General features: G+C 64.1%; 18 protein-coding genes. 17 read left to right on the plus strand and 1 reads right to left on the minus strand.

What is annotated here, in order from left to right:
- Nucleotides 1–133 precede the first annotated feature (133 nt).
- From RHODMAR_RS09585 to RHODMAR_RS09660, 16 genes are all read left to right on the plus strand, one after another.
- Nucleotides 134–892, plus strand: a complete 759-nt coding sequence (locus tag RHODMAR_RS09585; protein ID WP_008713851.1) for a CHRD domain-containing protein — start codon at nucleotides 134–136, stop codon at nucleotides 890–892.
- Between the two features lie 74 nt (nucleotides 893–966).
- Entirely contained in the window at nucleotides 967–1,494 is a 528-nt protein-coding gene (locus RHODMAR_RS09590) for a class F sortase (protein WP_157226042.1), read from the plus strand.
- Between the two features lie 328 nt (nucleotides 1,495–1,822).
- Nucleotides 1,823–2,404: a 50S ribosomal protein L10 gene (gene rplJ, locus RHODMAR_RS09595; RefSeq protein ID WP_008713855.1), complete on the plus strand. Its 582-nt coding sequence runs from the start codon at nucleotides 1,823–1,825 to the stop codon at nucleotides 2,402–2,404.
- 90 nt (nucleotides 2,405–2,494) lie between these two features.
- On the plus strand, nucleotides 2,495–2,881 hold the full coding sequence (gene rplL / locus RHODMAR_RS09600) for a 50S ribosomal protein L7/L12 (RefSeq protein ID WP_008713856.1): 387 nt from the start codon (nucleotides 2,495–2,497) through the stop codon (nucleotides 2,879–2,881).
- Between the two features lie 443 nt (nucleotides 2,882–3,324).
- Nucleotides 3,325–4,485 carry an ABC transporter ATP-binding protein gene (locus RHODMAR_RS09605; RefSeq protein ID WP_008713858.1) on the plus strand — a complete coding sequence of 387 codons (1,161 nt, stop codon included), beginning with the start codon at nucleotides 3,325–3,327 and terminating at the stop codon, nucleotides 4,483–4,485.
- A 5-nt stretch (nucleotides 4,486–4,490) separates the two neighbouring features.
- On the plus strand, nucleotides 4,491–5,285 hold the full coding sequence (locus RHODMAR_RS09610) for an MlaE family ABC transporter permease (protein ID WP_008713860.1): 795 nt from the start codon (nucleotides 4,491–4,493) through the stop codon (nucleotides 5,283–5,285).
- A 5-nt stretch (nucleotides 5,286–5,290) separates the two neighbouring features.
- A complete protein-coding gene (locus RHODMAR_RS09615) occupies nucleotides 5,291–6,151 on the plus strand; it encodes an MlaE family ABC transporter permease (RefSeq protein ID WP_008713863.1) in 861 nt (286 codons plus the stop codon).
- Nucleotides 6,148–7,503, plus strand: a complete 1,356-nt coding sequence (locus tag RHODMAR_RS09620; RefSeq protein WP_008713865.1) for an MCE family protein — start codon at nucleotides 6,148–6,150, stop codon at nucleotides 7,501–7,503. Before RHODMAR_RS09615 ends, RHODMAR_RS09620 begins: the two co-directional genes overlap by 4 nt.
- Nucleotides 7,500–8,567, plus strand: coding sequence for an MCE family protein (locus tag RHODMAR_RS09625; RefSeq protein ID WP_008713867.1), 1,068 nt, complete (start codon nucleotides 7,500–7,502; stop codon nucleotides 8,565–8,567). Before RHODMAR_RS09620 ends, RHODMAR_RS09625 begins: the two co-directional genes overlap by 4 nt.
- Nucleotides 8,564–9,562: an MCE family protein gene (locus tag RHODMAR_RS09630; protein WP_008713869.1), complete on the plus strand. Its 999-nt coding sequence runs from the start codon at nucleotides 8,564–8,566 to the stop codon at nucleotides 9,560–9,562. Before RHODMAR_RS09625 ends, RHODMAR_RS09630 begins: the two co-directional genes overlap by 4 nt.
- The gene (locus RHODMAR_RS09635) at nucleotides 9,562–10,845 is read left to right on the plus strand and encodes an MCE family protein (protein ID WP_008713871.1); all 1,284 of its coding nucleotides are present in this window, start codon (nucleotides 9,562–9,564) and stop codon (nucleotides 10,843–10,845) included. Before RHODMAR_RS09630 ends, RHODMAR_RS09635 begins: the two co-directional genes overlap by 1 nt.
- 29 nt (nucleotides 10,846–10,874) lie before the next feature.
- A complete protein-coding gene (locus tag RHODMAR_RS09640) occupies nucleotides 10,875–12,143 on the plus strand; it encodes an MCE family protein (protein ID WP_008713873.1) in 1,269 nt (422 codons plus the stop codon).
- Nucleotides 12,140–13,387: an MCE family protein gene (locus tag RHODMAR_RS09645; RefSeq protein WP_008713875.1), complete on the plus strand. Its 1,248-nt coding sequence runs from the start codon at nucleotides 12,140–12,142 to the stop codon at nucleotides 13,385–13,387. The genes RHODMAR_RS09640 and RHODMAR_RS09645 overlap by 4 nt, the downstream gene beginning before the upstream one ends.
- A gap of 84 nt (nucleotides 13,388–13,471) precedes the next feature.
- A complete protein-coding gene (locus RHODMAR_RS09650) occupies nucleotides 13,472–14,164 on the plus strand; it encodes a hypothetical protein (RefSeq protein ID WP_008713876.1) in 693 nt (230 codons plus the stop codon).
- Nucleotides 14,165–14,221: 57 nt separating this feature from the next.
- Nucleotides 14,222–15,064 carry a hypothetical protein gene (locus RHODMAR_RS27495; RefSeq protein ID WP_008713877.1) on the plus strand — a complete coding sequence of 281 codons (843 nt, stop codon included), beginning with the start codon at nucleotides 14,222–14,224 and terminating at the stop codon, nucleotides 15,062–15,064.
- Between the two features lie 215 nt (nucleotides 15,065–15,279).
- The gene (locus tag RHODMAR_RS09660) at nucleotides 15,280–17,856 is read left to right on the plus strand and encodes an aminotransferase class III-fold pyridoxal phosphate-dependent enzyme (RefSeq protein WP_042938594.1); all 2,577 of its coding nucleotides are present in this window, start codon (nucleotides 15,280–15,282) and stop codon (nucleotides 17,854–17,856) included.
- Here the strand turns inward: RHODMAR_RS09660 and RHODMAR_RS09665 are convergent.
- Nucleotides 17,850–20,048, minus strand: a complete 2,199-nt coding sequence (locus tag RHODMAR_RS09665) for an MMPL family transporter (RefSeq protein WP_008713881.1) — start codon at nucleotides 20,046–20,048, stop codon at nucleotides 17,850–17,852. The two genes, RHODMAR_RS09660 and RHODMAR_RS09665, sit on opposite strands and share 7 nt — an antisense overlap.
- 650 nt (nucleotides 20,049–20,698) lie before the next feature.
- Between RHODMAR_RS09665 and rpoB the strand changes: the two genes are divergently transcribed.
- On the plus strand, nucleotides 20,699–24,205 hold the full coding sequence (gene rpoB / locus RHODMAR_RS09675) for a DNA-directed RNA polymerase subunit beta (protein ID WP_042938574.1): 3,507 nt from the start codon (nucleotides 20,699–20,701) through the stop codon (nucleotides 24,203–24,205).
- Nucleotides 24,206–24,262: the final 57 nt, after the last annotated feature.

Genomic DNA, 24,262 nt, shown 5'->3' on the forward strand with positions numbered 1-24,262 from the left:
ACGTCGGTGAACCCCCGGACGTTCATATCCAAGGCTGAGAAGTTTCTTTACCGAGCGTTGAACATTCTGGCATCGGTGCTCGTACACCTTCCACGGGCTCGCCTGCCCGATACTCCCACGGAAGGCACACGAGATGACCAGACGCTCGATCACCCGCCCGGCCACGTCGATCCGAGGCACCGCCACCGCCGTCGTCGGCGGTACGGCAACCGCTGCCGCGCTGATGCTGTTCGGCGCTGCCCCGGCCGGTGCCGATACTCCCGTCGCCGAACCGGATTCGTTCACCAGTGCCTTCACGGCGATGGCCACTCCCGACCAGGTCCTCAACGGTGAGGGCGTCGCCACGCCCGGGCAGTCGGGCGCGATGGGTACTTTCACCCTGCGCATCAATTCCGACCTCGACATCATCTGCTACGACATCGCACTCGAAGGCGTGACCGGCGACTACATGAGCCCGGCGAAGACGGCCACGCACATTCACCAGGCGGCGGCGGGCGAAGCAGGACCTCCGCGACTGGCGTTCCCGAACCCGACCCCGATCGGCGACGGCCCGCGTACCAGCAGCGGCTGCATGCAGGGACCGTTCACCACCGGTCTGACTCCGGCCGGTGCCGACGCCGACAGCGGTACCGGGTTCACTCTCGATCAGATCGAAGCCGATCCCGCGGCCTTCGCCGCCGACACCCACACCGTCGACTTCGCGGCGGGAGCGGTGCGCGGCCAGCTCAGCCAGATTCCGGTCGGGTCCGTTGCGACCGGTGGCGGTGGATCGGCGCTCGCCGCGGCCGATTCGGCGTCGAGTTCGGTGCTGCCCGTCGTCGGCGCGGTGGCTCTGGGTGCGATGGTCGTCGCGGGCGTGACGTTCGCGGCACGACGCGAGGTGCGGAGCTGAGATATTCGGTTCTGATCGCGGCCACGGCGGTGGTGGTGGCGGCGGGGTGCTCCTCACCACCGCCACCGTCCCCGGTGGCGTCCCCGATTCCGGCCGCCCCTGAGTCCTCGCAGCCGTCGTCGGGTGCTGCCCCGACTGCGCCCGCGGCGGACTCGGCGCGACCGGCCCCTGCGCGGGTGAGCGCCCCGGACATCGGTCTGGACGAGCCGTTGATCGAACTGGGTCTCACCGAATCGGGGGAGATGCAGGTGCCCACCGACTACGACGACGTCGGGTGGTTCACCGGAGGTGGCCGACCCGGCGCGATCGGCAGTCCGACGGTGATAGCCGGGCACGTCGACTCGACGACCGGTCCCGCGGTGTTCGATCGATTGTCCGAACTCGGAATCGGCGATGTCGTTGCGGTGGACGACGAGGCGGGTGGCCGAGCCGAGTACCGCATCGACGAGATCGGTGACTACGGCAAAGTGGAGTTCCCGACGGTGCAGGTCTTCGGGGCGGTGCCCACCGACGAGATCAGGCTGATCACGTGCTCGGGCGACTTCGACGCCTCGGTGGGCAGTTACGAGCGCAACCTCGTCGTCTACGGAGTGCGGCAATAGCCCAGCGTTTTGGAGTTGACGCGGAGGATGTTGTAACCTGAACAACGGTTCGGATCACGAGTGCTCGCACTCCGGTCCAGACCGCCCAATCAAGTTCTACCCAAGACCGTTGGTCACCGCCTTCTCGAAGGATTCACTTCCGGGAGTTGCGCGGTTGAAGGTCCGAGATCGTGTCGGACGGCCCACGCAGGAGAACGAGGTAGGGAACCTGTCTGCAGTCCTCGCGACTGCCTGCTCGTTCACGCCCCGTGTGCTTCTTGCGCCGGGGCGTTCGTCGTTTTCCGGCCCTCTCGCGATCGACACAACTTCCCACGAGAGGAGGCGAAGTATGGCAAAGCCCGAAAAGGTCTCAGCAGTATCGGAGATCACCGAACAGTTCAAGGGTTCGACGGCTGCCGTCGTCACGGAATACCGTGGCCTGTCGGTGTCCGGTCTGACTCAGCTCCGGCGTGCGCTCGGCGAAGGTGCCACGTACTCCGTCGCCAAGAACACCCTGGTCAAGCGCGCAGCGGCCGAGGCAGGTATTACCGGCCTCGACGAGTTGTTCGTCGGACCGACCGCCATTGCATTCATCAAGGGCGAGCCGGTCGACGCAGCGAAGGCCATCAAGGCCTTCGCGAAGGACAACAAGGCCTTGATCGTCAAGGGCGGCTACATGGACGGCGCAACGCTGTCCGTGGAAGAGATCAACAAGATCGCAGACCTCGAGTCGCGCGAAATCCTGTTGGCCAAGCTCGCCGGCGCCATGAAGGGCAACTTGTCGAAGGCTGCAGGCCTGTTCAACGCTCCCGCATCGCAGTTCGCGCGTCTGGCGTTCGCGTTGCAGGAGAAGAAGGCTGCCGGCGCACCCGCCGCAGCCGAGGCACCTGCAGAAACAGAAGCACCGGCGGAAGCTCCCGCCGAAAGCTGATCCGCTGGTATTGGCGTACAGCTCAGCTCCACACCATCAACACCATGCCGCGGATCAGCGGTTAGGTACTTACAGGAAGGACCCGCCACCATGGCGAAGCTCAGCACCGAAGAATTGCTCGACCAGTTCAAGGAGCTCACTCTCCTCGAGCTCAGCGAGTTCGTGAAGGCATTCGAGGAGACCTTCGAGGTCACCGCAGCTGCCCCCGTCGCCGTTGCTGCTGCAGGCGGCGGCGCAGCCCCCGCCGAGGCTGCTGAAGAGCAGGACGAGTTCGACGTCGTCCTCGAGTCGGCCGGCGACAAGAAGATCCAGGTCATCAAGGTCGTCCGTGAGGTCGTTTCCGGCCTGGGCCTGAAGGAAGCCAAGGATCTCGTCGAGAGCGCTCCGAAGGCAATTCTGGAGAAGGTTGCCAAGGACGCAGCCGACGCCGCCAAGGAGAAGCTGGAAGCTGCCGGCGCGAAGATCTCCGTCAAGTAGGACCGCTTCGTTGCAGTCGTGCTTCGTGCTCTGAACGCACGAGCGCAAGAAGGGCCGTTCCCACCTCGGTGGGGACGGCCCTTCTTCTGTTCTCGGACACCGCACGGGGTGCACCGTTGTGATCGATCACGGACTCCTGCAAATCGCGTGACACCGGCCTTGTGCCCCTGTTTACTCGGTTTCGCCGAAGTCCAAAGCATTCCGAAGGGTTTCGGCGGTCATTGTTTGTGGCGTGTCACAGCTTTGTGACGCAGGGACTTGTCACAGTTCTGGCGAGTCGCCGACCGTGTCGCGTGAGATGAGCCACACTGATGCAAGCTCTACAGCCTGACTCGGGGAAGTTCTTACTGGGCGGTAAGCTCCCGTGTCGGTGCGGACACGTGCATGGGATACAGTGACACAACCCACATCCGGGTCGATGTGTACGAATTGTGGAGGTCAGCGTGGGAGTCGAGGTTTCGGTCGAGGGATTGACCAAGTCTTTCGGGGTACAGAAGATCTGGCAGGACGTGACGTTGACCCTGCCGAAGGGTGAGGTCAGTGCGCTCCTCGGTCCTTCCGGTACCGGCAAGTCGGTCTTCCTGAAGTCCTTGATCGGCCTCCTGCGTCCCGAACAGGGCAAGATATTCATCGACGGAACCGACATCCTGCAGTGCTCCTCCCGTGAGCTCTACGAGATCAGGAAGCTCTTCGGGGTGCTGTTCCAGGACGGCGCACTGTTCGGCTCGATGAACCTCTACGACAATGTCGCGTTCCCGCTCCGCGAGCACACGAAGAAGTCCGAGTCCGACATCCGCAAGATCGTCATGGAGAAGTTGGAACTGACGGGTCTGCTCGGTGCCGAGGACAAGCTGCCCGGCGAGATCTCCGGCGGTATGCGTAAGCGCGCCGGTCTCGCCCGCGCTCTGGTTCTCGATCCCGAGATCATCCTGGTCGACGAGCCGGACTCCGGCCTCGATCCCGTTCGCACTACGTACATCTCGCAGACCCTGATCGACATCAACGCCGAGATCGACGCCACGATCCTGATCGTGTCGCACAACATCAACCTCGCTCGGACGGTGCCCGACAACATCGGCATGCTCTTCCGTCGCCAGCTGGTCATGTTCGGCCCCCGCGAGGTGCTCCTGACGAGCGACGAGCCGGTAGTCAAGCAGTTCCTCAACGGAACGATGATCGGTCCGATCGGCATGTCGGAGGAGAAGGACGAGGCGCAGATGGCGCAGGAGCAGGCCATGGTCGACGCCGGCCACCACGCCGGCGGCGTCGACGACGTCGAAGGCATCGTGCCGCAGATGAAGGCCACTCCCGGAACTCCGGTGCGCGAAGCCGTCGGGCGTAGGCAGGAGCGCGTCCGCCAGATCATGCACACCCTGCCGCACAATGCCCAGGTTGCGATCCAGGAAAGCCTCGACACCACCGACCCGGGTCAGCGTTACCCCGCGTATGCAGACCAGCAGCAGGGTTACGACCAGCAGGGATACGACCACCAGGGTTACGACCACCAGGGTTACGACCAGCAGAGTTACGACCAGCAGAGTTACAGCGGGCAAGGTCATGATCAGCAGGGCTACCAAGCTCCAACACAAGGTCGGGGTCAATAGCAGACATGGGGGGATCGAAGAAGTCCGCGTTCGCTCCGGCGAGCGCCGCTCTGACACAAGCCGGCAATATCGTCGAACTGTTCGTCGAGGTGGTTCGCAACACCTTCCGTAGGCCGTTCCAGTTCCGCGAGTTCATCGAGCAGGCCTGGTTCATCGCCAGCGTCACGATTCTGCCGACGGCGCTCGTCGCCATTCCGTTCGGCGCGGTCGTGGCGCTGCAGACCGGATCGCTCATCAAGCAGCTCGGTGCCGAGTCGTTCACGGGTGCGGCCAGCGTGCTCGCGGTCATCCAGCAGGGCAGTCCGATCGTGACCGCACTGCTGGTGGCCGGCGCTGCCGGTTCTGCTGTGACTGCAGACCTCGGCTCGCGCACCATCCGCGAGGAGATCGACGCCATGCGAGTGCTGGGTATCGACCCGGTACATCGTCTCGTCGTTCCCCGAGTGCTCGCGATGATCCTCGTCGCACTGTTGCTCAACGGCCTGGTCTCGGTCGTCGGCATCGCCGGCGGCTACTTCTTCAACGTGATCCTCCAGGGCGGCACCCCCGGTGCATATCTGGCGTCGTTCTCGTTTTTGGCCCAGCTGCCGGATCTGTATGTCGCCGAGGCGAAAGCAGCAATCTTCGGACTCATCGCGGGCATCATCGCCTCCTACAAGGGCCTCAATCCCAACCCCGGACCCAAGGGCGTCGGCGAGGCAGTGAACCAGACGGTTGTCATCACGTTCCTGCTGCTCTTCTTCGCCAACCTCATCCTGACCCTGGTCTATCTCCAGGTCGTCCCAGCGAAGGGAGCGTAACCGCGATGACGATCGCAAGAGGTCGCGGTGACCGCACGCTGATGCGCGTCAAGCGCGTCGGCAACGCCCCGCTCAACGTGCTCGACCGCGCAGGCGAGCAAATGTCGTTCTACCTGCGGGCCATCGGGTGGATTCCCAAGACCGCAGTGCATTACAAGAAGGAGGTGCTCCGCCTGCTGGCGGAGGTCACCTTCGGCAGCGGTGCGCTCGCCGTCATCGGTGGGACCATCGGCGTGATCGTGATGATGTCCGGCTTCACCGGCATCGTCGTCGGTCTACAGGGCTATGCAGCCCTCGAACAGCTCGGTAGCTCCGTGCTCACCGGATTCCTGTCCGCGTACGTCAACACCCGTGAGATCGCGCCGATTGTCGCAGGACTGGCACTCTCGGCCACCGTCGGCTGTGGTTTCACCGCCCAGCTCGGTGCCATGCGAATCTCCGAGGAGATCGACGCGCTCGAGGTGATGGCCGTACCCAGCGTGCCGTTCCTCGTGACCACCCGCATGATCGCAGGCTTCGTGGCCGTCATCCCGCTGTACATCGTCGGGCTGTTGGCGTCGTACGTCGCATCCCGAGGGATCAGCACCGTTTTCAACGGGCAGTCCACGGGGTCCTACGACCACTACTTCAACCTCTTCCTACCTCCGGAAGACGTGTTGTATTCGTTCTTGAAGGTGCTGATATTCGCCTTCGTCCTGATCATGATCCACTGCTATTACGGCTACCACGCCTCTGGCGGACCTGCCGGTGTCGGCGTCGCAGTGGGCCGTGCCGTTCGTACCGCGATCGTCACGATCGCCGTACTGGACTTCTTCTTGAGCCTCGCCATCTGGGGCACGACCACCACAGTGAGGGTTGCGGGATGATCGACTCGCCGTCGCGACTGAAGCGAGTACTCCTCGGTTTGGCGTTCTTCCTGGTGCTCATCCTGTTCCTGGGGTGGAGCATCACGTCCTACAACAAGACGTTCAAAGATGTGGTGAAAGTCAGCCTCGAAACCGACTCGGTCGGCAACGCGCTGCCGATGAACGCGGATGTCAAGGTGCGCGGAATGATCGTGGGCGAGGTGCGCTCGGCGTCCACCGTCGACGGCGTCGTGACCTCGCAGCTCGCCATCGATCCGGACAAGGCACCGCTGATTCCGTCGAACGTGACGGCACGGTTGCTTCCCAAGACACTGTTCGGTGAGCGCTACGTCTCGTTGATCGTGCCCGAGAACGATGCGGCGTCGCCGATCTCCGAGGGCACGGTCCTCAAACAGGACACCAGCGGAAACGCCATCGAGGTCGGGCAGTTGCTCGACGGCTTGCTTCCACTGCTGCAGGCGATTCCGCCACAGGATCTGGCGAACACCCTCGGGTCGTTGGCGCAGGGCCTCAGCGGGCGCGGTGAGCAACTGGGCCAGACCATCGACAACCTGACGAACATCGTGTCGGGTCTGAACACGGAGTTGCCGAACATCCAGCAGACGTTGGTCGGGCTGGCCGACTTCTCGCAGACCTACGCAGACGCGGCACCGGACTTGGTCTCGGCGCTGGACAACTTGCGGACGACGGGCAACACCGTGGTCGAGCGGCAGTCCAGCCTCGACACGCTGTACGGCTCCCTGACCTCGGCGTCGTACACCACTGCGGACTTTCTGCAGACCAACTCCGAGAACCTGATCGGATTGGCCGCGAACTCTCGGGAAGCGCTCGAGCTGCTGGCCGAGTTCTCCCCGACGTTCGGCTGCACGTTCACTTATTTCGCTGAAGGTGCCAGGCGCGGAAAAGTCGTACTCGGTGAGGGCGACGAGTACCCCGGCATCAACGTCTCCGCACCGTTCGTCAACCCGAAGGGTCGTTACTTGCCGAACCAGGACGAGCCGCGCTTGTTCGACGATCGCGGAGCCACCTGTTTCGAGCCCGCGGCGCCGGGGGAGTTCTTCCCGCAGTATCCGGGAGGCTCGATCAACGACGGTTCCTACCAGGTGCCGACCCGGAACCCGGGCCCGCAGGTGATCGAAGGACAGGGACCACCGAAGTCTGCCCAGAGTTCCATCGTTCCCGCCGTCTCCGCATCCGCGCAGCCGGCGAGCTACGAGGGCTCCGACTTCGAGCGCGACACTCTGGCCGTGATCTACGGACAGGCGAGTGGTGTTGCACCGGACAGTATTCCGTCGTGGGCGGCCGCTATCGGCGCACCGGCACTGAGAGGAGTGGAGGTGACCGTGCCATGAGAGGCCTTCTCGCGCCGATCATCAAGTTGGTCGTGTTCGCCGTGATCACGATCACTGCTACGGCCACCCTTGCCTTCACCATCGCCAATTCCAGCGGCGGCGGCGGCACCAAGTTCTCGGCTGTGTTCACCGACGTCACGTCTCTCAACGAGGGCGACGAGATTCGTATCGCGGGCGTTCGTGTCGGCCAGGTCGACAAGATCGAGATCGCCAACGAGCGCGAAGCCAAGGTGGACTTCACTCTGAGCAGTCGTGATTGGCTCCCGGCCAGTTCGACGGCGACCATCCGATTCCGGAACCTGGTGGGCCAGCGCTACATCGCCATCGAGCAGGGTTCGGGAGACCAGGGTCGGAAGATCACCGACGGTGCCACCATTCCGTTGGAGCGGACCAAGCCTGCGGTGAACCTGACCACGCTCTTCGACGGCTTCCGCCCGCTGTTCACCACGCTCAGCTCCGATGACGTCAACAAGCTGTCGTACCAGATCATTCAGGTGTTCCAGGGGGAGTCGGGCACCATCAATGAACTGGTCACCAATACGGCGACCCTGACCAACACCGTCGCCGACAAGGATCAGGTCATCGGGCAGGTCATCACCAATCTGAACAACGTGTTGGAGACGGTGAACCAGAACGACGGGCAGCTCGACAGCCTGATCGTCAACACGCAGCAGCTCGTCTCGGGCCTGTCGGCCGACCGTGGTGTCGTCGGCTCCGCCGTGACGTCGCTCGCCGGCCTGACCAACGCGACCGCCGACCTGCTCGAGCCGACCAGGCCGTCGATCCAGGGTTCGGTGACTGCGTTGAACACGTTGGCCGAGACAGTCAACCGACGAAGCGACGACGTGGACACGGTCCTCGGAATTCTGCCCGTCAAGCTCGAGAAGCTCATTCGCACGGCCCAGCAGGGATCCTGGTTCACCTTCTATCTGTGCGGTATCGACATCGTCGCCGGACCGGGTAGTTCGCCGAATCTGAATCTGCCGACCGGGCTGCCGACCGTCAACCAGCCGCTGTACACGAACTCCGCAGCGCGTTGCAAAGCTGGGGGGATCAAGCAATGAAATCTCGTCGTAGTCCGGCCACCATCGGTGCGCTCGGTATCGCAATCATCCTGCTCGCCACGATGTCGGTCTTCTTTCTCGACCGGCTCCCGATCATCGGTGCGGGTTCGGTGTACACCGCCGAGTTCAGCGAGGCAGCAGGGCTCAAGCCGCCCAACGAGGTCCGTATCGCGGGCGTGAAGGTCGGCAAGGTCACCGATGTGCGTCTCGACGGCGACCGGGTGCTCGTGGACTTCACGGTCAAGGACGCCTGGGTCGGCAACGAGTCGCGAGCGGCCATCGCCATCAAGACTGTGCTGGGGCAGAAATATCTGGCGCTCGACCCGAGCGGTCCGGAGACGTTGAGCCCCAAGGACCCGATTCCGCTCGAGCGCACCACGTCCCCGTACGACGTGATCGACGCGTTCTCCGCTGCGGCCTCGACCATCAGCGACATCGACACCGATCAGCTGGCGACGAGCATGCGGACCCTGTCCGAGGCGTTCTCCGAGACGCCTGCGAACATCCGTGCCTCGCTCGACGGTGTGACTCGGTTATCGCAGACCGTGGCCAGCCGTGACGAGGAACTGAAGAAGCTGTTCGAGGCCACCGGCGAGACCTCGAAGGTGCTGGCCGACCGCAACGAGCAGTTCAACCAACTGATCACCGACGCGGGCCCGCTTCTCGAAGAGCTCAACAATCGGCAGCAGGCCATCTCGCAGCTGCTCACCGGCACTCAGCGAGTGTCGCAAGAGCTGACCGGCCTGGTTCGCGACAACGAGGCCACCATCAACCCGATGTTGCAGCAGCTCAACGGCACCATCGAGATCCTGCAGCGCAACAACGACAACCTCGACCGTGCGCTGAAGCTGTACGAACCGTTCATTCGGCTGTACACGAACCTGACCGGCAACGGCCGGTGGATAGACATCACGCTGGCAAACCTCACACCGCCCGGAGTTCCGTTGATACCTGGTTACCGCCAGCCCTCGCTCGATACGTTGGCGGGGAACTGATGACAGACACGCAGACAGCACCGAGAAGCAAGAACAAGCTCGCGCTGATCGCCGTCGTCGTGACCGTGGCGCTCGTCCTCGCGGTCGCCGGCTGGTGGCTGTTCACCAGGGCCGGAACGACCAAGATCACCGCCTACTTCGACAAGTCGATCGGCATCTATTCCGGCTCGGAGGTGCGCGTGCTCGGCGTCAAGGTCGGCACGGTCGACTCGGTCACGCCGCAGGGCGAAGACGTGGAGGTCATTCTTCGCGTCGACCGTGGGGTCGACATTCCTGTGGACGCCAAGGCCGTCCAGGTCACCCCGTCGCTCGTCGCCGACCGCTACGTCCAGCTCTCGCCCGTCTACACCGGCGGCGACACCATGGCCGACGGCGCGACGATCGGTCGCGATCGCACCGCAACACCCGTCGAGGTCGACGAGCTGTACAAGTCCATCGACGACCTGTCCACCGCCCTCGGTCCGGACGGCGCGAACAAGGACGGCGCTCTCACCGATCTGGTCAACACCGGTGCAGCCAACCTCGACGGCAACGGTGAAGCGTTGGGCAACAGCATCACCCAGCTCTCGGCCGCCGGTCGAACGTTGAGTGACTCGCGCACCGACGTGTTCGACACGATCAAGAACCTGCAGACGTTCGTCAGCGCCTTGGCCGTCAACGATCAGCAGGTACGCAACTTCAACACCCAGTTGGCCGACCTGACCGGTTTCCTGTCGGGGCAGCGAGAGGACCTCGGAGCTGCACTCCAACAGCTGTCGGTCTCGCTCGGCGACGTGGCGACGTTCGTCGCGGACAACCGGACCCAACTGACCGATGCCGCGAACGGTCTCACGGTTCCGACGCAGACACTCGCCGACAACCGCGAGCAGCTGGTGCAAACGCTCACGTTGCTGCCGCTGGCCATCAGCAACCTGGTGAACGCGTACGACGCCGAGTCGGGAACGCTCGCCACGCGCGCCAATCTCCAGAACGAGACCCAGGATCCGCTCGGCACCGTGTGCAAGCTCCTCGATCTCGGCAAGCTCGTTCCCGGCGATCCGCGCTTCGAGGCCCTCGGTGCGCAGATTCAGCCGATCATCGATCAGTGCGCCAACATCACCACGATGATCCAGGCCCCGATCACCGACCAGAACCGGATCGTGCTGCCGTTCGGTGTTCTCACCAACGACATCGAGCAGAACGTATCCGTTCCCGGCACCGTGCCTGGCGTCGTCTCGCCCAGGCTCGGAAACAGCTCGATGCCCGGACTGGAGCAGTCGTACATCGGAGGTGGGGGACAGTGAGAACCTCTGTGAATCGGAATCGAGCTCGAGTGAAGCGTTCTTTGGTGGTCGGAGCCGGTGCGTGCGTGGTGGCGCTGTCGGCCGGAGCATGCTCGTCGGCCGGCATCTACGCGATACCGCTGCCCGGCGGTGCCGACGTCGGTGAGAACCCGTTGAACCTGACGGTGCAGTTCGACGACGTACTGGACCTCGTCCCGCAGTCGACCGTGAAGGTCGACGGCGTCTCGGTCGGCCGCGTCGACTCGATAACGGTCCCGAACGACGGCTGGACCGCCGACGTCAACGTCATCTTGAATTCCGACGTCGACCTTCCGGCCAACGCGATCGCATCGGTGCAACAGACCAACCTGCTGGGCGAGAAGTTCGTGCAGCTCTCGGCACCTCCTGGCGACGAGGAAGCAGCGCGTCTGCAGGACGGGGCCACGATCCCGCTCGATCGCACCCGCCATGCCACCGATATCGAACAGGTACTCGGTGCGCTCTCGCTGCTGCTCAACGGCGGCGGTGTCGGGCAGCTCTCGCCGATCGTCAAGGAACTGAGCACGGCGTTCGACGGTCGCGAAGGCAGAACCAAAGAGCTTCTGCAGCAAGCGAACACCCTCATCGACGGCCTCAACCAGCAGCGTGACGACATCACCCGCGCCATCGACGGTCTCGACACACTGAGCGGGCGCGTCAACTCGCAGACCGACAAGATCGACGGGGTGCTGAAGGACCTGCCGATCGCCACCGAGGTTCTCGAGCAGCAGCGCCCGCAGCTGACCGAGATGCTCGGAGCGCTCGACCGTCTCGGAGCCGTCGGCACCGACGTGATCGACCGTTCCAAGGACGATCTCATCGCGGACCTGCGGGCACTACGCCCCACGCTCCAGGCCCTGGCCGATTCGGCGGACGACGTGGTGAGCTCGCTCGCGGTGATCCCCACCCTGCCGTTCGCGGACGGTACCGAGAAGATCATCGAGGGCAACTCGGCGAACCTGTTCCTTTCGCTCGACCTGTCGATCGGAACTGCGTTGCGCAACTTCGGCGTCGGGGAGGGCGATCCGGTCTACATCCAGCCCAAGTACGGCAACACGCTGCCCGTCGTCGACCCGTCGAATCCGTACTACAACGGCAACGGACCGCGCCCGGGTTGGCCGACGATCTCGCTGCTGCCGTTGCCGCCGATCATCCCGTCACCGGTTCCCGGTCCGGGTGCACCTGCGAACGAGCAGGCAGCGGCGGCCGCCGCGCCCGCACCGGCCGATCCGTTCGCACCGTTGAACGATCTGCTCGAGCGATTCGGAGTTGGACAGTGAGATCGAGACTGGTTCGCATTCAATTGGTCCTCTTCGTCGTGGTCGCTGTGGTGGGGTTGGTCTATGTCGGTGCCAAGTACGTGCGACTGGACAACATGCTCGGCTTCGGGCAGTACCAGGTCGATCTGAACCTCGCCGATTCCGGTGGCATCTTCTCCAACGCCGAGGTCACCTACCGAGGTGTCCCGGTGGGAACCGTCGGAGATCTGGAACTGACGGAAGACGGGATCCGAGTCGCGCTCATGCTCGACGACGGCGGCCCGGACATCCCAGCCGACACCAAGGCCGTCGTGGCCAACAGGTCGGCCATCGGTGAGCAGTACGTCGACCTGCAACCCGAGACCGACCAGGGCCCGTTCCTGGTCGACGGTTCGCAGATCGCGGAGGCCGACACCACTACACCCGTGCCGGTGGAACAGGTTCTCGCCAACGCGAACACGCTGGTTCGGTCGGTACCGCTGGATACGTTGACGCGAGTCGTCAACGAGCTCGGTGTGGCGTTCGACGGAAAGGGCACGGATCTTGCGTCTCTCGTCGATTCGCTCGGGAACATCTCCGAGGCAGGCAACGAGGCGCTGCCGCAGACGCTCGCGCTGGTGCGCGACGCGGTGCCAGTGCTGAACACGCAGTCCGAGCAGTCGGATCTGATTCGGCAGTTCAGCACCAGCTTGGATGAGGTGACGGCTCAGTTGAAGTCCAGCGATCCGGACATCCGTCGCCTGATCGACACCGGCACAGCGGCGGGCGATCAGCTCGGTGGTCTCATCACCGATGCCGGTCCGGCTCTGACGACCGATATCAACAACCTAGCCCTGGTTGCTGCGCAGGCCGAACCCCGGTACGTTGCGCTTCGTCCGTTCCTGACGTTCCTGCCTGCCCTCGGTGCCGGCATCTCCACCATCGTCCCGGACGACGGCACGATCCATCAGGGCCTGTTGCTCGAGACCAACAACCCGCCCCCGTGCACGGTGGGCTACGAGGGCAGCCAGGCGATCCTCGACGAGGAGAAGCGCAAGAACCCGAACTTCGATCCGACTCGGGAGAATTACCCGCTGAACCTCGACGCGAACTGCGCCACACCGCAGGGCAGCGTCACCGGTGTTCGTAGTGCGAACCGCATCGTGTTCGCCGATCCGGATGTGCCGCAGCCGTGGGACCTCAAGCCCAAGGTCGATCCCGAGAAGTTGAACCTCAACCCGATCGCCACCCAGTTGGCACCGCTGATCGGCGTCACGCCGAAGTAGTGGAATCGGTGGAACTGCTGCTCAGCACTATCGTCGGGCCGAGAGTGGTTCGGCCGGATATTACCGAGTAGTAGGGTGGAAAGTGTGAACTCGAGCACCGAAGCCCTGGAGTCCTCAGCGACTCCAGGGCGTAACAAGACCGCGAAAATCCTCTTTGCCGTCGTCACGGTGATCGCCGTGGCGGCCCTCGCGGCGGCCGTGTTCTTAGGATACGGCTGGGGCAATGCGTTGCTGAGTCAGAAGCCCACCGCGGACACCCGCGACGCGGCTCTCACCGGCGCTCAGCAAGCGGCCGTCAACCTCAACACGGTCGACGCGGCCACCATCGATCAGTCGTTCGACAACATGAAGTCGTCCATCACCGGCGACCTGATGCTCAACGACCTCGAGCAGACGCGGTCGGGTATCACCGACCAGGTTCGTCAGTCCGGTGCCAAGAGCGACGCCGAGGTGCTGCACGGAACGCTGACCGAGCTGAGCACGGACGAGAACACCGCCACCGCTCTCGTGGTCATCGCGACGACCACCACCTGGCCCGACCGCATCGAGCGCAGCAAGCTGACGATGAGCCTGGCCATGGAAGAGATCGACGGGGTGTGGAAGACCAACAAGGTCGACCCGATCGGTTCGCGGATCTCGCTCGACAACCCCAGCACAAACCCCGTCATCCCGAACGAACCGGGCGGCCCCGCCGATCCGAATGCCGCCGATCCGAATGCGGCCGACCCCGGTACGGACGCGACGCCTGCTCCCCAGCCGGACTCCGGCGGTAACTGAGAATCCGGCAGTGGTGTTTTCCGTCTGTACCGAAGTGAGTTTCGAAGGAGTTCTGTAGTGCCTCCCCAGCGTCGCAAGATCGTTCCACCCACCACCACCAGCAAGGTTCGACGCAAGGTGGCCGGCACCGGGAAGCCGACTGCAGCCGACACCGACACGGCGTCGACCGACGCCGAGGGATCGGCGGCCGCCGAGTCGCAGGCCATCGCGACGCCGCCGCCGACCGAGCCGGTTCTCGACAAGCCCGCAACCGACAAGCCTGTGACCGAGAAGCCGTCACTCGAGAAGCCTTCGGTCGACAAGTCTGCAACCGACAAGTCTGCAACCGACAAAACTGCAACCGAGAAGCCTTCGGTCGACAAGCCTGCTGCCGACTCCATCGCAAGCGCCTCGTCCTCCGGACCGGTGTCGGGTATCGGCTACAAGCACGTGATCGTCGTCGCGGTGATTGCCGTGGTGCTCGGCGCGTTCGCTGCCGTTGCCGCGTTCAAGCCGTTCGCCACGATCGACAATGCGGCGTGGGTGGATTCCGCGGCCACCCAGGAGGTCACTTCGGCTGCGACCGATGCGCTGCAGACCCTGTACACGTACAAGGCCGAGACGATCGATGCCGATTTCGATGCGGCCCGCGCTGTTCTCAATCAGTCGATGCTCGAGGAGTTCAACTCCACCGCTGAGACAACCAAATCTGCTGTGGTGCAGACGAGTACGGGTACCGAGGCCATGGTGACGGACATCGGTGTCACGCGGTTGGAGGACGACAAGGCCGAGCTGCTCGCCAATGTGAACATCAGCGCCACGCAGAACGGCGTCGCGTCGGGCAGCGCCGAGGGCCCGTTGACGGTGAACATGGAGAAGGTCGACGGCTCCTGGAAGCTCTCGGCCATCGACGATCAGTAGTCGCTCCGACCAGTAGCTCGATCAGGCCCCGTTCGACGCAGAAGCCCTGCGTGGACGGGGTTTTTTCGTGTCGTTTTCGGCCATCTGTCACCGACTTCGGGCCGAGCTACCATCGCGTTTGCGTCCTGGTTGGGACGAGCCCTGGTTGTTCGGGACAACCATTTTCACGCTCGGACAGCCAGGGGTGGATCCGATGAAAACGGAGCATGCTGGTCATGACTGACACAACTATCGATTTTTCCGTGCTGGAATCCCGGTCCGGTCGATCGGGCTTTGCCGAGCACGTCAATCCCGAACTGTATCGCTTGTTGTCTGCGCTGAACCTGGATCGCGAGTACGTGCGCGGCGACGGGACGGTCCTGTTCGACGCCTCGGGCCGACGCTATCTCGACTTCGCGGGGGCGTACGGAGCCCTTCCGTTCGGGCACGGTCCCACTCCGATCTGGCAGGCGGTCAACGACGTTCGCTGCAGCGGGGAGGCAATTTTCGTGCAGCCCTCGGTGCTGAGCGCGGCCGGTGAATTGGCAGATCGGTTGGGGCGCATGGCCCCAGAGGGGTTGACGCGAACGACGTTCGTCAACAGTGGTACCGAGGCGACGGAGGTCGCGCTCAAGATCGCCCGAGCGCACACCGGGCGGCTGGGTGTGCTGACCACCGCGAACAGCTTCCACGGTAAGACCCTCGGTGCCTTGTCTGCGACGGGAAACATCAAGTATCAGAACGGTTTCGGCGCTCCGGTCGAGGGATTCGATCATATCGAGTTCGGGGATTCGGATGCGCTCGACGCGGCCCTGGCGGCAGCACCCGGGCATTATGCAGTGTTTCTGGTGGAGCCGATTCAGGGTGAGGGTGGAGTGGTGTGCCCGCCCGACGGATACCTGCGCCGCGTGCGGGAGATCTGCGATCGGCACGGGGTGCTCATGGCACTCGACGAGGTGCAGACCGGGCTCGGCCGGACGGGCCGGATGTTCGCAGCCGAGCACGACGGCGTGGTGCCGGACATTCTGACTCTCGCCAAGGCGCTCGGCGGCGGAATCGTGCCGGTGGGCGCGGTGCTGAGCCGCCCGGAGTTGGTGGGGGAGAGCTTCGCGCTACGACACACGTCGACCTTCGCGGGGAACGCGTTGGCTGCACGGGTGGGTATCGCGGTACTCGACGAACTGACTCGGGATGGCTGCGCGGTGGTGGAGAATGCGGCGGTACTCGGCCATCGGCTGAAGAACGATCTGAGCGCGCTGGCCGAGAAGTATCCGTCGGTGGTCACCGAGGTACGCGGCCGCGGACTGTTGCTGGGCATCGAACTCACCGCGGACGTGAACTTCGTCGGACGGCAGTCGCTGCTCGGATCGATCGCAGATCAGCACAACCTCTCCGCGGTGATCTGCTCGTACCTGCTCAATGTCGAGGGGATCCGAGTGGCTCCGACTCTGTTCGGCAACAGGGTGATTCGCATCGAGCCGCCGCTCACGGTGTCCGGGGTGCAGTGCTCGCGTCTGGTCGCCGCGCTGGACCGGGCGTTGGGCTACGCGGCAGCCGGAGACATGGACGGATTGTTCGGGCACCTGTTGGGCCGTCCGACCGTCGCCACGCCGCCTGCCCTCGCGGCGCTGCGTCCCGGGCGTACCCCCGACATCGCGGTACGGCCCACCGATCGACGTTTCGCGTTCATCGCGCATCCCCTCGATCTCGGGTTCTTCGCGGCATTCGACCCGGCGCTCGAGGTGTTCGACGACTCCGAGCGACAGGACTTGCTCGAGCGGTTCGCGGCGTCGACGTCCGAGCTCGAACCCGCGTCGTTCGTCATCGGCAGCGGCCGGGTCGTCGGAGGCGGGGACGCGACGGCGCACGGTGATCTGATAGGGCTGCCGTACACCTCTCAGCAGTTGCTGCAGCTGCCGACCCAGCGTGCGCTGGCAGTGGTGGGCGGTGCCGTCGAACTGGCGATCTCACGCGGTGCAACGGTCGTCGGGTTGGGCGGTTATTCATCGGTGATCACCGGGAACGGGCTGGGTCTCGGAGTAACAGCTCGGCCGATCACCACTGGCAACACGTTCACCGCCGCGGCGAGTCTGCGGGCTGTTCGACGCGTGTGCCGTGAACGCGGTATCGATGTCGGGCGGGCGAGGGTGACGATTCTCGGCGCTGCCGGAGCGATCGGTCGGACCATCGGCAGGCAGTTGGCCGGCGAAGTCGGGAGTATTGCGTTGGTCGGTAGGCAGGGTGAGAGTTCGGTCATCGCTCCGAAGTTGTGGGCCGCGGCGCAGGAGATGGTGGCCGGCGCGAGGGCCGGCTCCGGCTCGGGGGATCTCGCGGTTGCTGCCGATACGGTCGGTGGTGACTTGGATGATCTGATCAGGTCGCAGCACATCGAGTTCTTCACCGATCCCGTTGTTGCGGTGAAGGATTCGTTGATCGTGATCGCTGCGACATCTGCACCGCATGCGCTGATCGATCCGACGGACCTGATGGAGGGTGCCATCGTGTGCGATGTTGCGCAGCCCCCGAACATCGGCCGTGACGTGCGAGGTGAGCGGCCGGACGTGACGGTGTTCGACGGCGGCATCGTTCGGGTGCCGTCGGGTTCGGATTTCGGGTTGACCTACGGGTTGGCTCCCGGCCTGACGTACGCCTGCATGGCCGAGACGATGCTGATTGCGCTGTCGGGAGAGTTCGGACTCCGCAGCATCGGTACCAGTCTCGACGGTGACAGCGTCGAGAGATTGGGCGAGCTGGCCGACGTCCACGGGTTCGCACTCGCGGAAGCCACGCGCTGGCGCGAAGGCAGTCAGTAGTCGACCGGGTCCGGGGTCCGCGCCACTCGGTGTACCCCGGACCCGTCGTCGTCGGTGGATCCCGATCGTCTCGGGGTGGGATGGAGCCACCAGTTCGCATGTCCCATCAGTGTGACGAGGGCAGGCACCAGCATCATTCGCACGATGGTGGCGTCGATGAGGAGCCCGACGATGATGCCGACGCCGACGAGTCGCATCATGGACAGTTCCGACAACGAGAAGAACGCGGTGACGGTGATCAGCAGTAGCGCAGCGGCTGTCACGACACGTCCGGTGCGCGCTGCTCCGATGCGTACCGCTTCTCGGGTGGTGGCACCGTTGTCATGGGCCTCGACGATGCGCGAGAGCAGAAAGATCTCGTAGTCGGTGGACAGGCCGAACACCACTGCCATGATGAGGATGCTCATCGTGGACTGCAGCGGCCCAGGCGTGACGCCGATCGCTCCGGCACCGTTGCCGTCGTGGAAGATCCAGGTGAGCACGCCGAACGTGGCACCCAGGCTGACTATCGCCATCGCAATCGCTTTGAGGCTGAGCACGATCGAACGGAACGCCAGTGTCGTCATGGTGAACGTGGCCAACACCATGATGGCCAACATCCACGGAATGGTGGAGTAGATCGCAGCGATGCCGTCCTCGCTCGCTGCGGTGCTGCCGCCCACTCGCAGCGTGGTCCCGGTGGGGGCGGGAATCGACCTGATCCGGTCGAGAGTGGCGAGTGCACCCGGGGTGCGGTCGGCCGAGGTCATGATGGCGTCGACCACGGCCAGATTGTCGGCGGCACCGCCGGGAATCACTGCCGCGACACCGTCCGCGCGGCCGATGGCAGCGGTGACTTCTGCGATGGCATTCGGGCTCGGCGGTGCACCGGTATCCGATTCGATGAGGACGGTGACGCCGGTGTTGGTGAGCGTGAAATCGGTGAACAACTTCTCTGTGGCGATGCGGGCAGGTGCGCCCCGAGGCAGGCCCGTGTGGTCGAGGTCTCCCAGCGCGACCCCCGAGACAGGGGCGCTGAGCACGGCCAGCACACCGATGATGGCGACCGCAACGAGGATCGGCCTGCGCATCACCCGGTCGGCGACAGTGCCCCAGAACTTCTGCGCCCGCGCGTCGCCGCGGTCGATCGCGCCCGTGCGCCAACTCAGCGAATCGATGCGGGGTCCGAGGAGGGCGAGCGCGGCCGGAAGGGCGGTCAGCGAGATCACCGCGGCGACGGCGACAGCGGCAATGCCGCCGAAGCCCAGCGAGCGGATCATCGCCTGCGGGAAGACCAGCATGCCGATGAACCCACAGACCAGCAACAGGGCCGAAAACGCCACGGTGCGGCCGGCCGTGGACATCGTGCGGCGCACCGCAGCTGCCGTTCCGCGGCCGCTGCGAACCTCCTCGCGACACCGCGTGAGCACGAACAGGCTGTAGTCGACGGCCATTCCCAGTCCGACGAGGGACGCGATATTGGTGGCGAATACCGACACCTCGGTGACGCTGTTCAATGCTCTGAGAACGGTCAGTGAGGCCAGCACGCTGAGGCCGCCGATCACCAGAGGAATCGCTGCGGCGACGAGTCCACCGAAGATGAGCAGCAGCAGCACCAGCAGAATGGGGAAGGTGATGGTCTCGGCTCGCACCAGATCTGCGCGTGCTTGCTCGTTGTACGCGTCGGCGATGGCCGAGAATCCACCGAACTGCACGGTCACGCCGTCGATCGTCAACTGCTCGCGCAGGTCCTGATAGGTCTTGATGCGCCGATCCTCGTCGCCGGTCAGAATCAGTACGGCGAGGGCCGACTGCCCGTCCGACGAACGCATGCCGGGGGCGAAGGTATCGGGCACCGTCCAGTAGGTGATGGGATCGCGAGCCAGTGCGGACTCGTCGATGGTGCTCAGGCCGGCTGTTACGGTCTCGCCGATCTGGTCGACCGTTCGTCCGTCCGTCGGGGTGTAGACCACCGCGATGTCCGGAACGTCACGACCGAAGCGGGATTCGACCAGCGCGTCGACCCGGGCCGACTCGCTACCCGGGTCGCTGTAGCCGCCGAGACTGAGCTCGTCGACCACGCCCAGTCCCCATACACCCGAGACGAGAACGGCCGCGACGACCGTCGTCAGTACCCACCGCGCACGCGTGATGACGAAGTCGACGACGGGCGCACCCCTGTTCACGTCGTCCAGCCGGGCGTGACGTGCCACGAGCGGAGCCCGTCGTGAACCTCGACGCGGACTCTGAATCCGGCGTCGACCGCTGCCACCGTGACCATGTCGTCCCCCCGCGAGACGTGAATCGAGTGCTGCGTGAATATGCCTGTGGCACTGAAGAAAAAGCGTCCGACCGTACATCCGGTCACGCGACGACGCCACCCCCGTTGCGACAGAAGAAATACAATCAGACCTCGGGCTCGATTGCTAGACCTCCGACGGATTCGCGCGGACCTCTTGACGAAGGAAGGCGCAGGGGTCACTCTTGTCGTTGAAGGAGCACCCCGTGGTGACGACCGCACTCGATCGTCTTCCGCAGCTTCCAGTTCGCTGTCGTTTGCTGTTCGACGCGCTGCCGCTTTCTGGTCCGACACGCTGCTGCCGACTCGACGCGCGAATCGATCCCGGGTGCTACTTTTGATGCCCCCGTTGCGCTCTGCGCACATTTGGGGTATCTTTGGACGTTGCGCTGGCTGCCTCCTGTCCACCTCTCGATCGCTGTTACCCGAAGCCTCGTTTTCGGGCCGCTGTGATGGGGATTCGGTCTGGTTGCGACCAGCCGAAATTCGCCCCACATATAGCAAACAGATACAGCGGCGGTCGCCATGTCGTTTAGATTGACAGAACGGCGCGACCCGCGTGAGGTGCTGGAAGGACGCATCTTGGCAGTCTCTAGCCAGACCAAGGCAGTTGTCGGAACACCGGGAGCCCCGAGGAGGGTTTCGTTCGCGAACATTCGCGAGCCGTTGGAGGTACCCGGTCTCCTCGATGTACAGACGGATTCGTTCGAATGGCTGGTAGGTGCGCAGAGTTGGCGTGACCGTGCAGCCGCCCGCGGAGACAGCAGTGTCGCCGGTGGACTCGAGGACATCCTGACCGAGCTCTCTCCGATCGAGGACTTCTCGGGCTCGATGTCGCTCTCCTTCTCCGACCCACGATTCGACGAGGTCAAGGCCTCGACCGATGAGTGCAAGGACAAGGACATGACGTACGCAGCACCGCTGTTCGTCACGGCCGAGTTCATCAACAACAACACCGGTGAGATCAAGAGCCAGACGGTCTTCATGGGTGACTTCCCGATGATGACCGACAAGGGCACCTTCATCATCAACGGCACCGAGCGAGTCGTCGTCTCGCAGCTGGTGCGTTCTCCGGGCGTCTACTTCGATCATTCGATCGACAAGACCACCGAGAAGGATCTGCACAGCGTCAAGGTCATTCCCGGCCGTGGTGCTTGGCTCGAGTTCGACGTCGACAAGCGCGACACCGTCGGTGTCCGTATCGACCGCAAGCGTCGTCAGCCCGTCACGGTGCTGCTGAAGGCTCTCGGCTGGTCCACCGAGCAGATCACGGAGCGCTTCGGCTTCTCCGAGATCCTCATGGCGACGCTGGAGAAGGACAACACCGCCGGTACCGACGAGGCTCTCCTCGACATCTACCGCAAGCTGCGTCCGGGCGAGCCGCCGACCAAGGAGTCGGCGCAGACCCTGCTGGAGAACCTGTTCTTCAAGGACAAGCGTTACGACCTCGCTCGCGTGGGTCGCTACAAGATCAACAAGAAGCTCGGCCTCAACTCGGGTCAGCCCATCGTGGCGTCGACCCTCACCGAGGAAGACATCGTCGCGACCATCGAGTACCTGGTGCGTCTGCACGCAGGTGAGACCTCGATGACCGCACCCGACGGCGTCGAGGTTCCGGTAGAGGTCGACGACATCGACCACTTCGGTAACCGTCGTCTGCGTACCGTCGGCGAGCTGATCCAGAACCAGATCCGCGTGGGCCTGTCCCGCATGGAGCGCGTCGTGCGCGAACGTATGACGACTCAGGACGTCGAGGCCATCACGCCGCAGACCCTGATCAACATTCGTCCCGTCGTCGCTGCGATCAAGGAGTTCTTCGGAACCTCCCAGCTCTCGCAGTTCATGGACCAGAACAACCCGCTGTCGGGTCTGACGCACAAGCGTCGCCTGTCGGCACTGGGACCCGGCGGTCTCTCTCGTGAGCGCGCCGGCCTCGAGGTCCGCGACGTGCACCCCTCGCACTACGGCCGCATGTGCCCCATCGAGACCCCGGAAGGCCCGAACATCGGCCTGATCGGATCGCTCTCGGTGTACGCACGCGTCAATCCGTTCGGCTTCATCGAGACCCCGTACCGCAAGGTCGTCGACGGGCAGGTGACCGACGATGTCGATTACCTGACTGCCGACGAGGAGGATCGCCACACGCTCGCGCAGGCGAACTCTCCGGTCGACGATTCGGGCCACTTCATCGAGGACAAGATTCTCGTTCGTCGTAAGGGTGGAGAGGTCGAGTTCGTCTCGTCCGACGACATCGACTACATGGACGTCTCGCCTCGTCAGATGGTGTCCGTCGCAACCGCGATGATTCCGTTCCTCGAGCACGACGATGCCAACCGTGCCCTGATGGGCGCGAACATGCAGCGTCAGGCTGTTCCGCTGGTTCGGAGCGAGGCTCCGATCGTCGGTACCGGCATGGAGTTGCGTGCCGCTGTCGACGCCGGTGACGTCGTCATCAGCGACAAGACCGGTGTCGTCGAAGAGGTCTCTGCCGACTACGTCACGGTCATGGCCGACGACGGATCGCGCAAGACCTACCGGATGCGCAAGTTCGCGCGCTCCAACCAGGGCACGTGCGCCAACCAGCGTCCGATCGTGGACGAGGGACAGCGCGTCGAGTCCGGCCAGGTCCTCGCCGACGGCCCCTGCACCGAGAACGGTGAGATGGCACTCGGAAAGAACCTGCTGCTGGCGATCATGCCGTGGGAGGGCCACAACTACGAGGACGCGATCATCCTGTCGCAGCGCCTCGTGGAAGAGGACGTTCTCACCTCGATCCACATCGAGGAGCACGAGATCGATGCTCGCGACACCAAGCTCGGTGCCGAGGAGATCACTCGCGACATCCCGAACGTCTCCGACGAGGTTCTCGCGGACCTCGACGAGCGCGGCATCATCCGTATCGGTGCCGAGGTTCGTGACGGCGACGTGCTGGTCGGAAAGGTCACGCCGAAGGGCGAGACCGAGCTGACCCCCGAAGAGCGCCTGCTGCGCGCCATCTTCGGTGAGAAGGCTCGCGAAGTTCGCGACACCTCGCTCAAGGTTCCGCACGGCGAGAACGGAAAGGTCATCGGCATCCGCGTCTTCTCGCGCGACGACGACGACGATCTGCCTCCCGGCGTCAACGAGCTGGTACGCGTCTACGTGGCTCAGAAGCGCAAGATCCAGGACGGCGACAAGCTCGCCGGCCGCCACGGCAACAAGGGCGTCATCGGCAAGATCCTCCCGCAGGAGGACATGCCGTTCCTGCCCGACGGCACCCCGATCGACATCATCCTCAACACCCACGGTGTGCCGCGTCGTATGAACATCGGTCAGGTCCTCGAAACCCACCTGGGTTGGATCGGCAAGACCGGTTGGAACGTTCAGATCGCCACGGACGGCACCAAGCCCGATTGGGCCGAGCGTCTGCCCGAGGAGATGTTGGCGGCTCCGGCCGACAGCAACATCGCCACCCCGGTGTTCGACGGTGCCAAGGAAAATCAGCTCGCCGGCCTGCTGGAGAGCACGATTCCCAACCGCGACGGCGAGCAGATGGTCGGATCCGACGGAAAGGCCACCTTGTTCGACGGCCGCTCCGGCGAGCCGTTCCCGTACCCGGTGTCGGTGGGCTACATGTACATCATCAAGCTGCACCACTTGGTCGACGACAAGATCCACGCTCGTTCGACCGGGCCGTACTCGATGATCACGCAGCAGCCCCTCGGTGGTAAGGCCCAGTTCGGTGGACAGCGCTTCGGTGAGATGGAGTGCTGGGCCATGCAGGCCTACGGTGCCGCGTACACGCTGCAGGAGCTTCTCACCATCAAGTCGGACGACGTTGTCGGCCGCGTGAAGGTGTACGAGGCGATCGTCAAGGGCGAGAACATTCCCGAGCCCGGTATCCCCGAGTCCTTCAAGGTGCTCCTCAAGGAGCTCCAGTCGCTGTGCCTCAACGTGGAGGTGCTGTCCTCGGACGGTGCAGCCATCACGATGGCCGACGGTGACGACGAAGACCTCGAGCGTGCCGCAGCCAACCTGGGAATCAACCTCTCCCGCAACGAAGCTGCCACGGTCGACGATCTCGCTCAGTAGTTCTGTGGTCTGCCGGATTCGCTCGAAGCGGATCCGGCAGGCGTTTGTCTCATTTGC

It is taken from the genome of Rhodococcus sp. AW25M09, assembly GCF_000333955.1.
Lineage (GTDB): Bacteria > Actinomycetota > Actinomycetes > Mycobacteriales > Mycobacteriaceae > Rhodococcoides.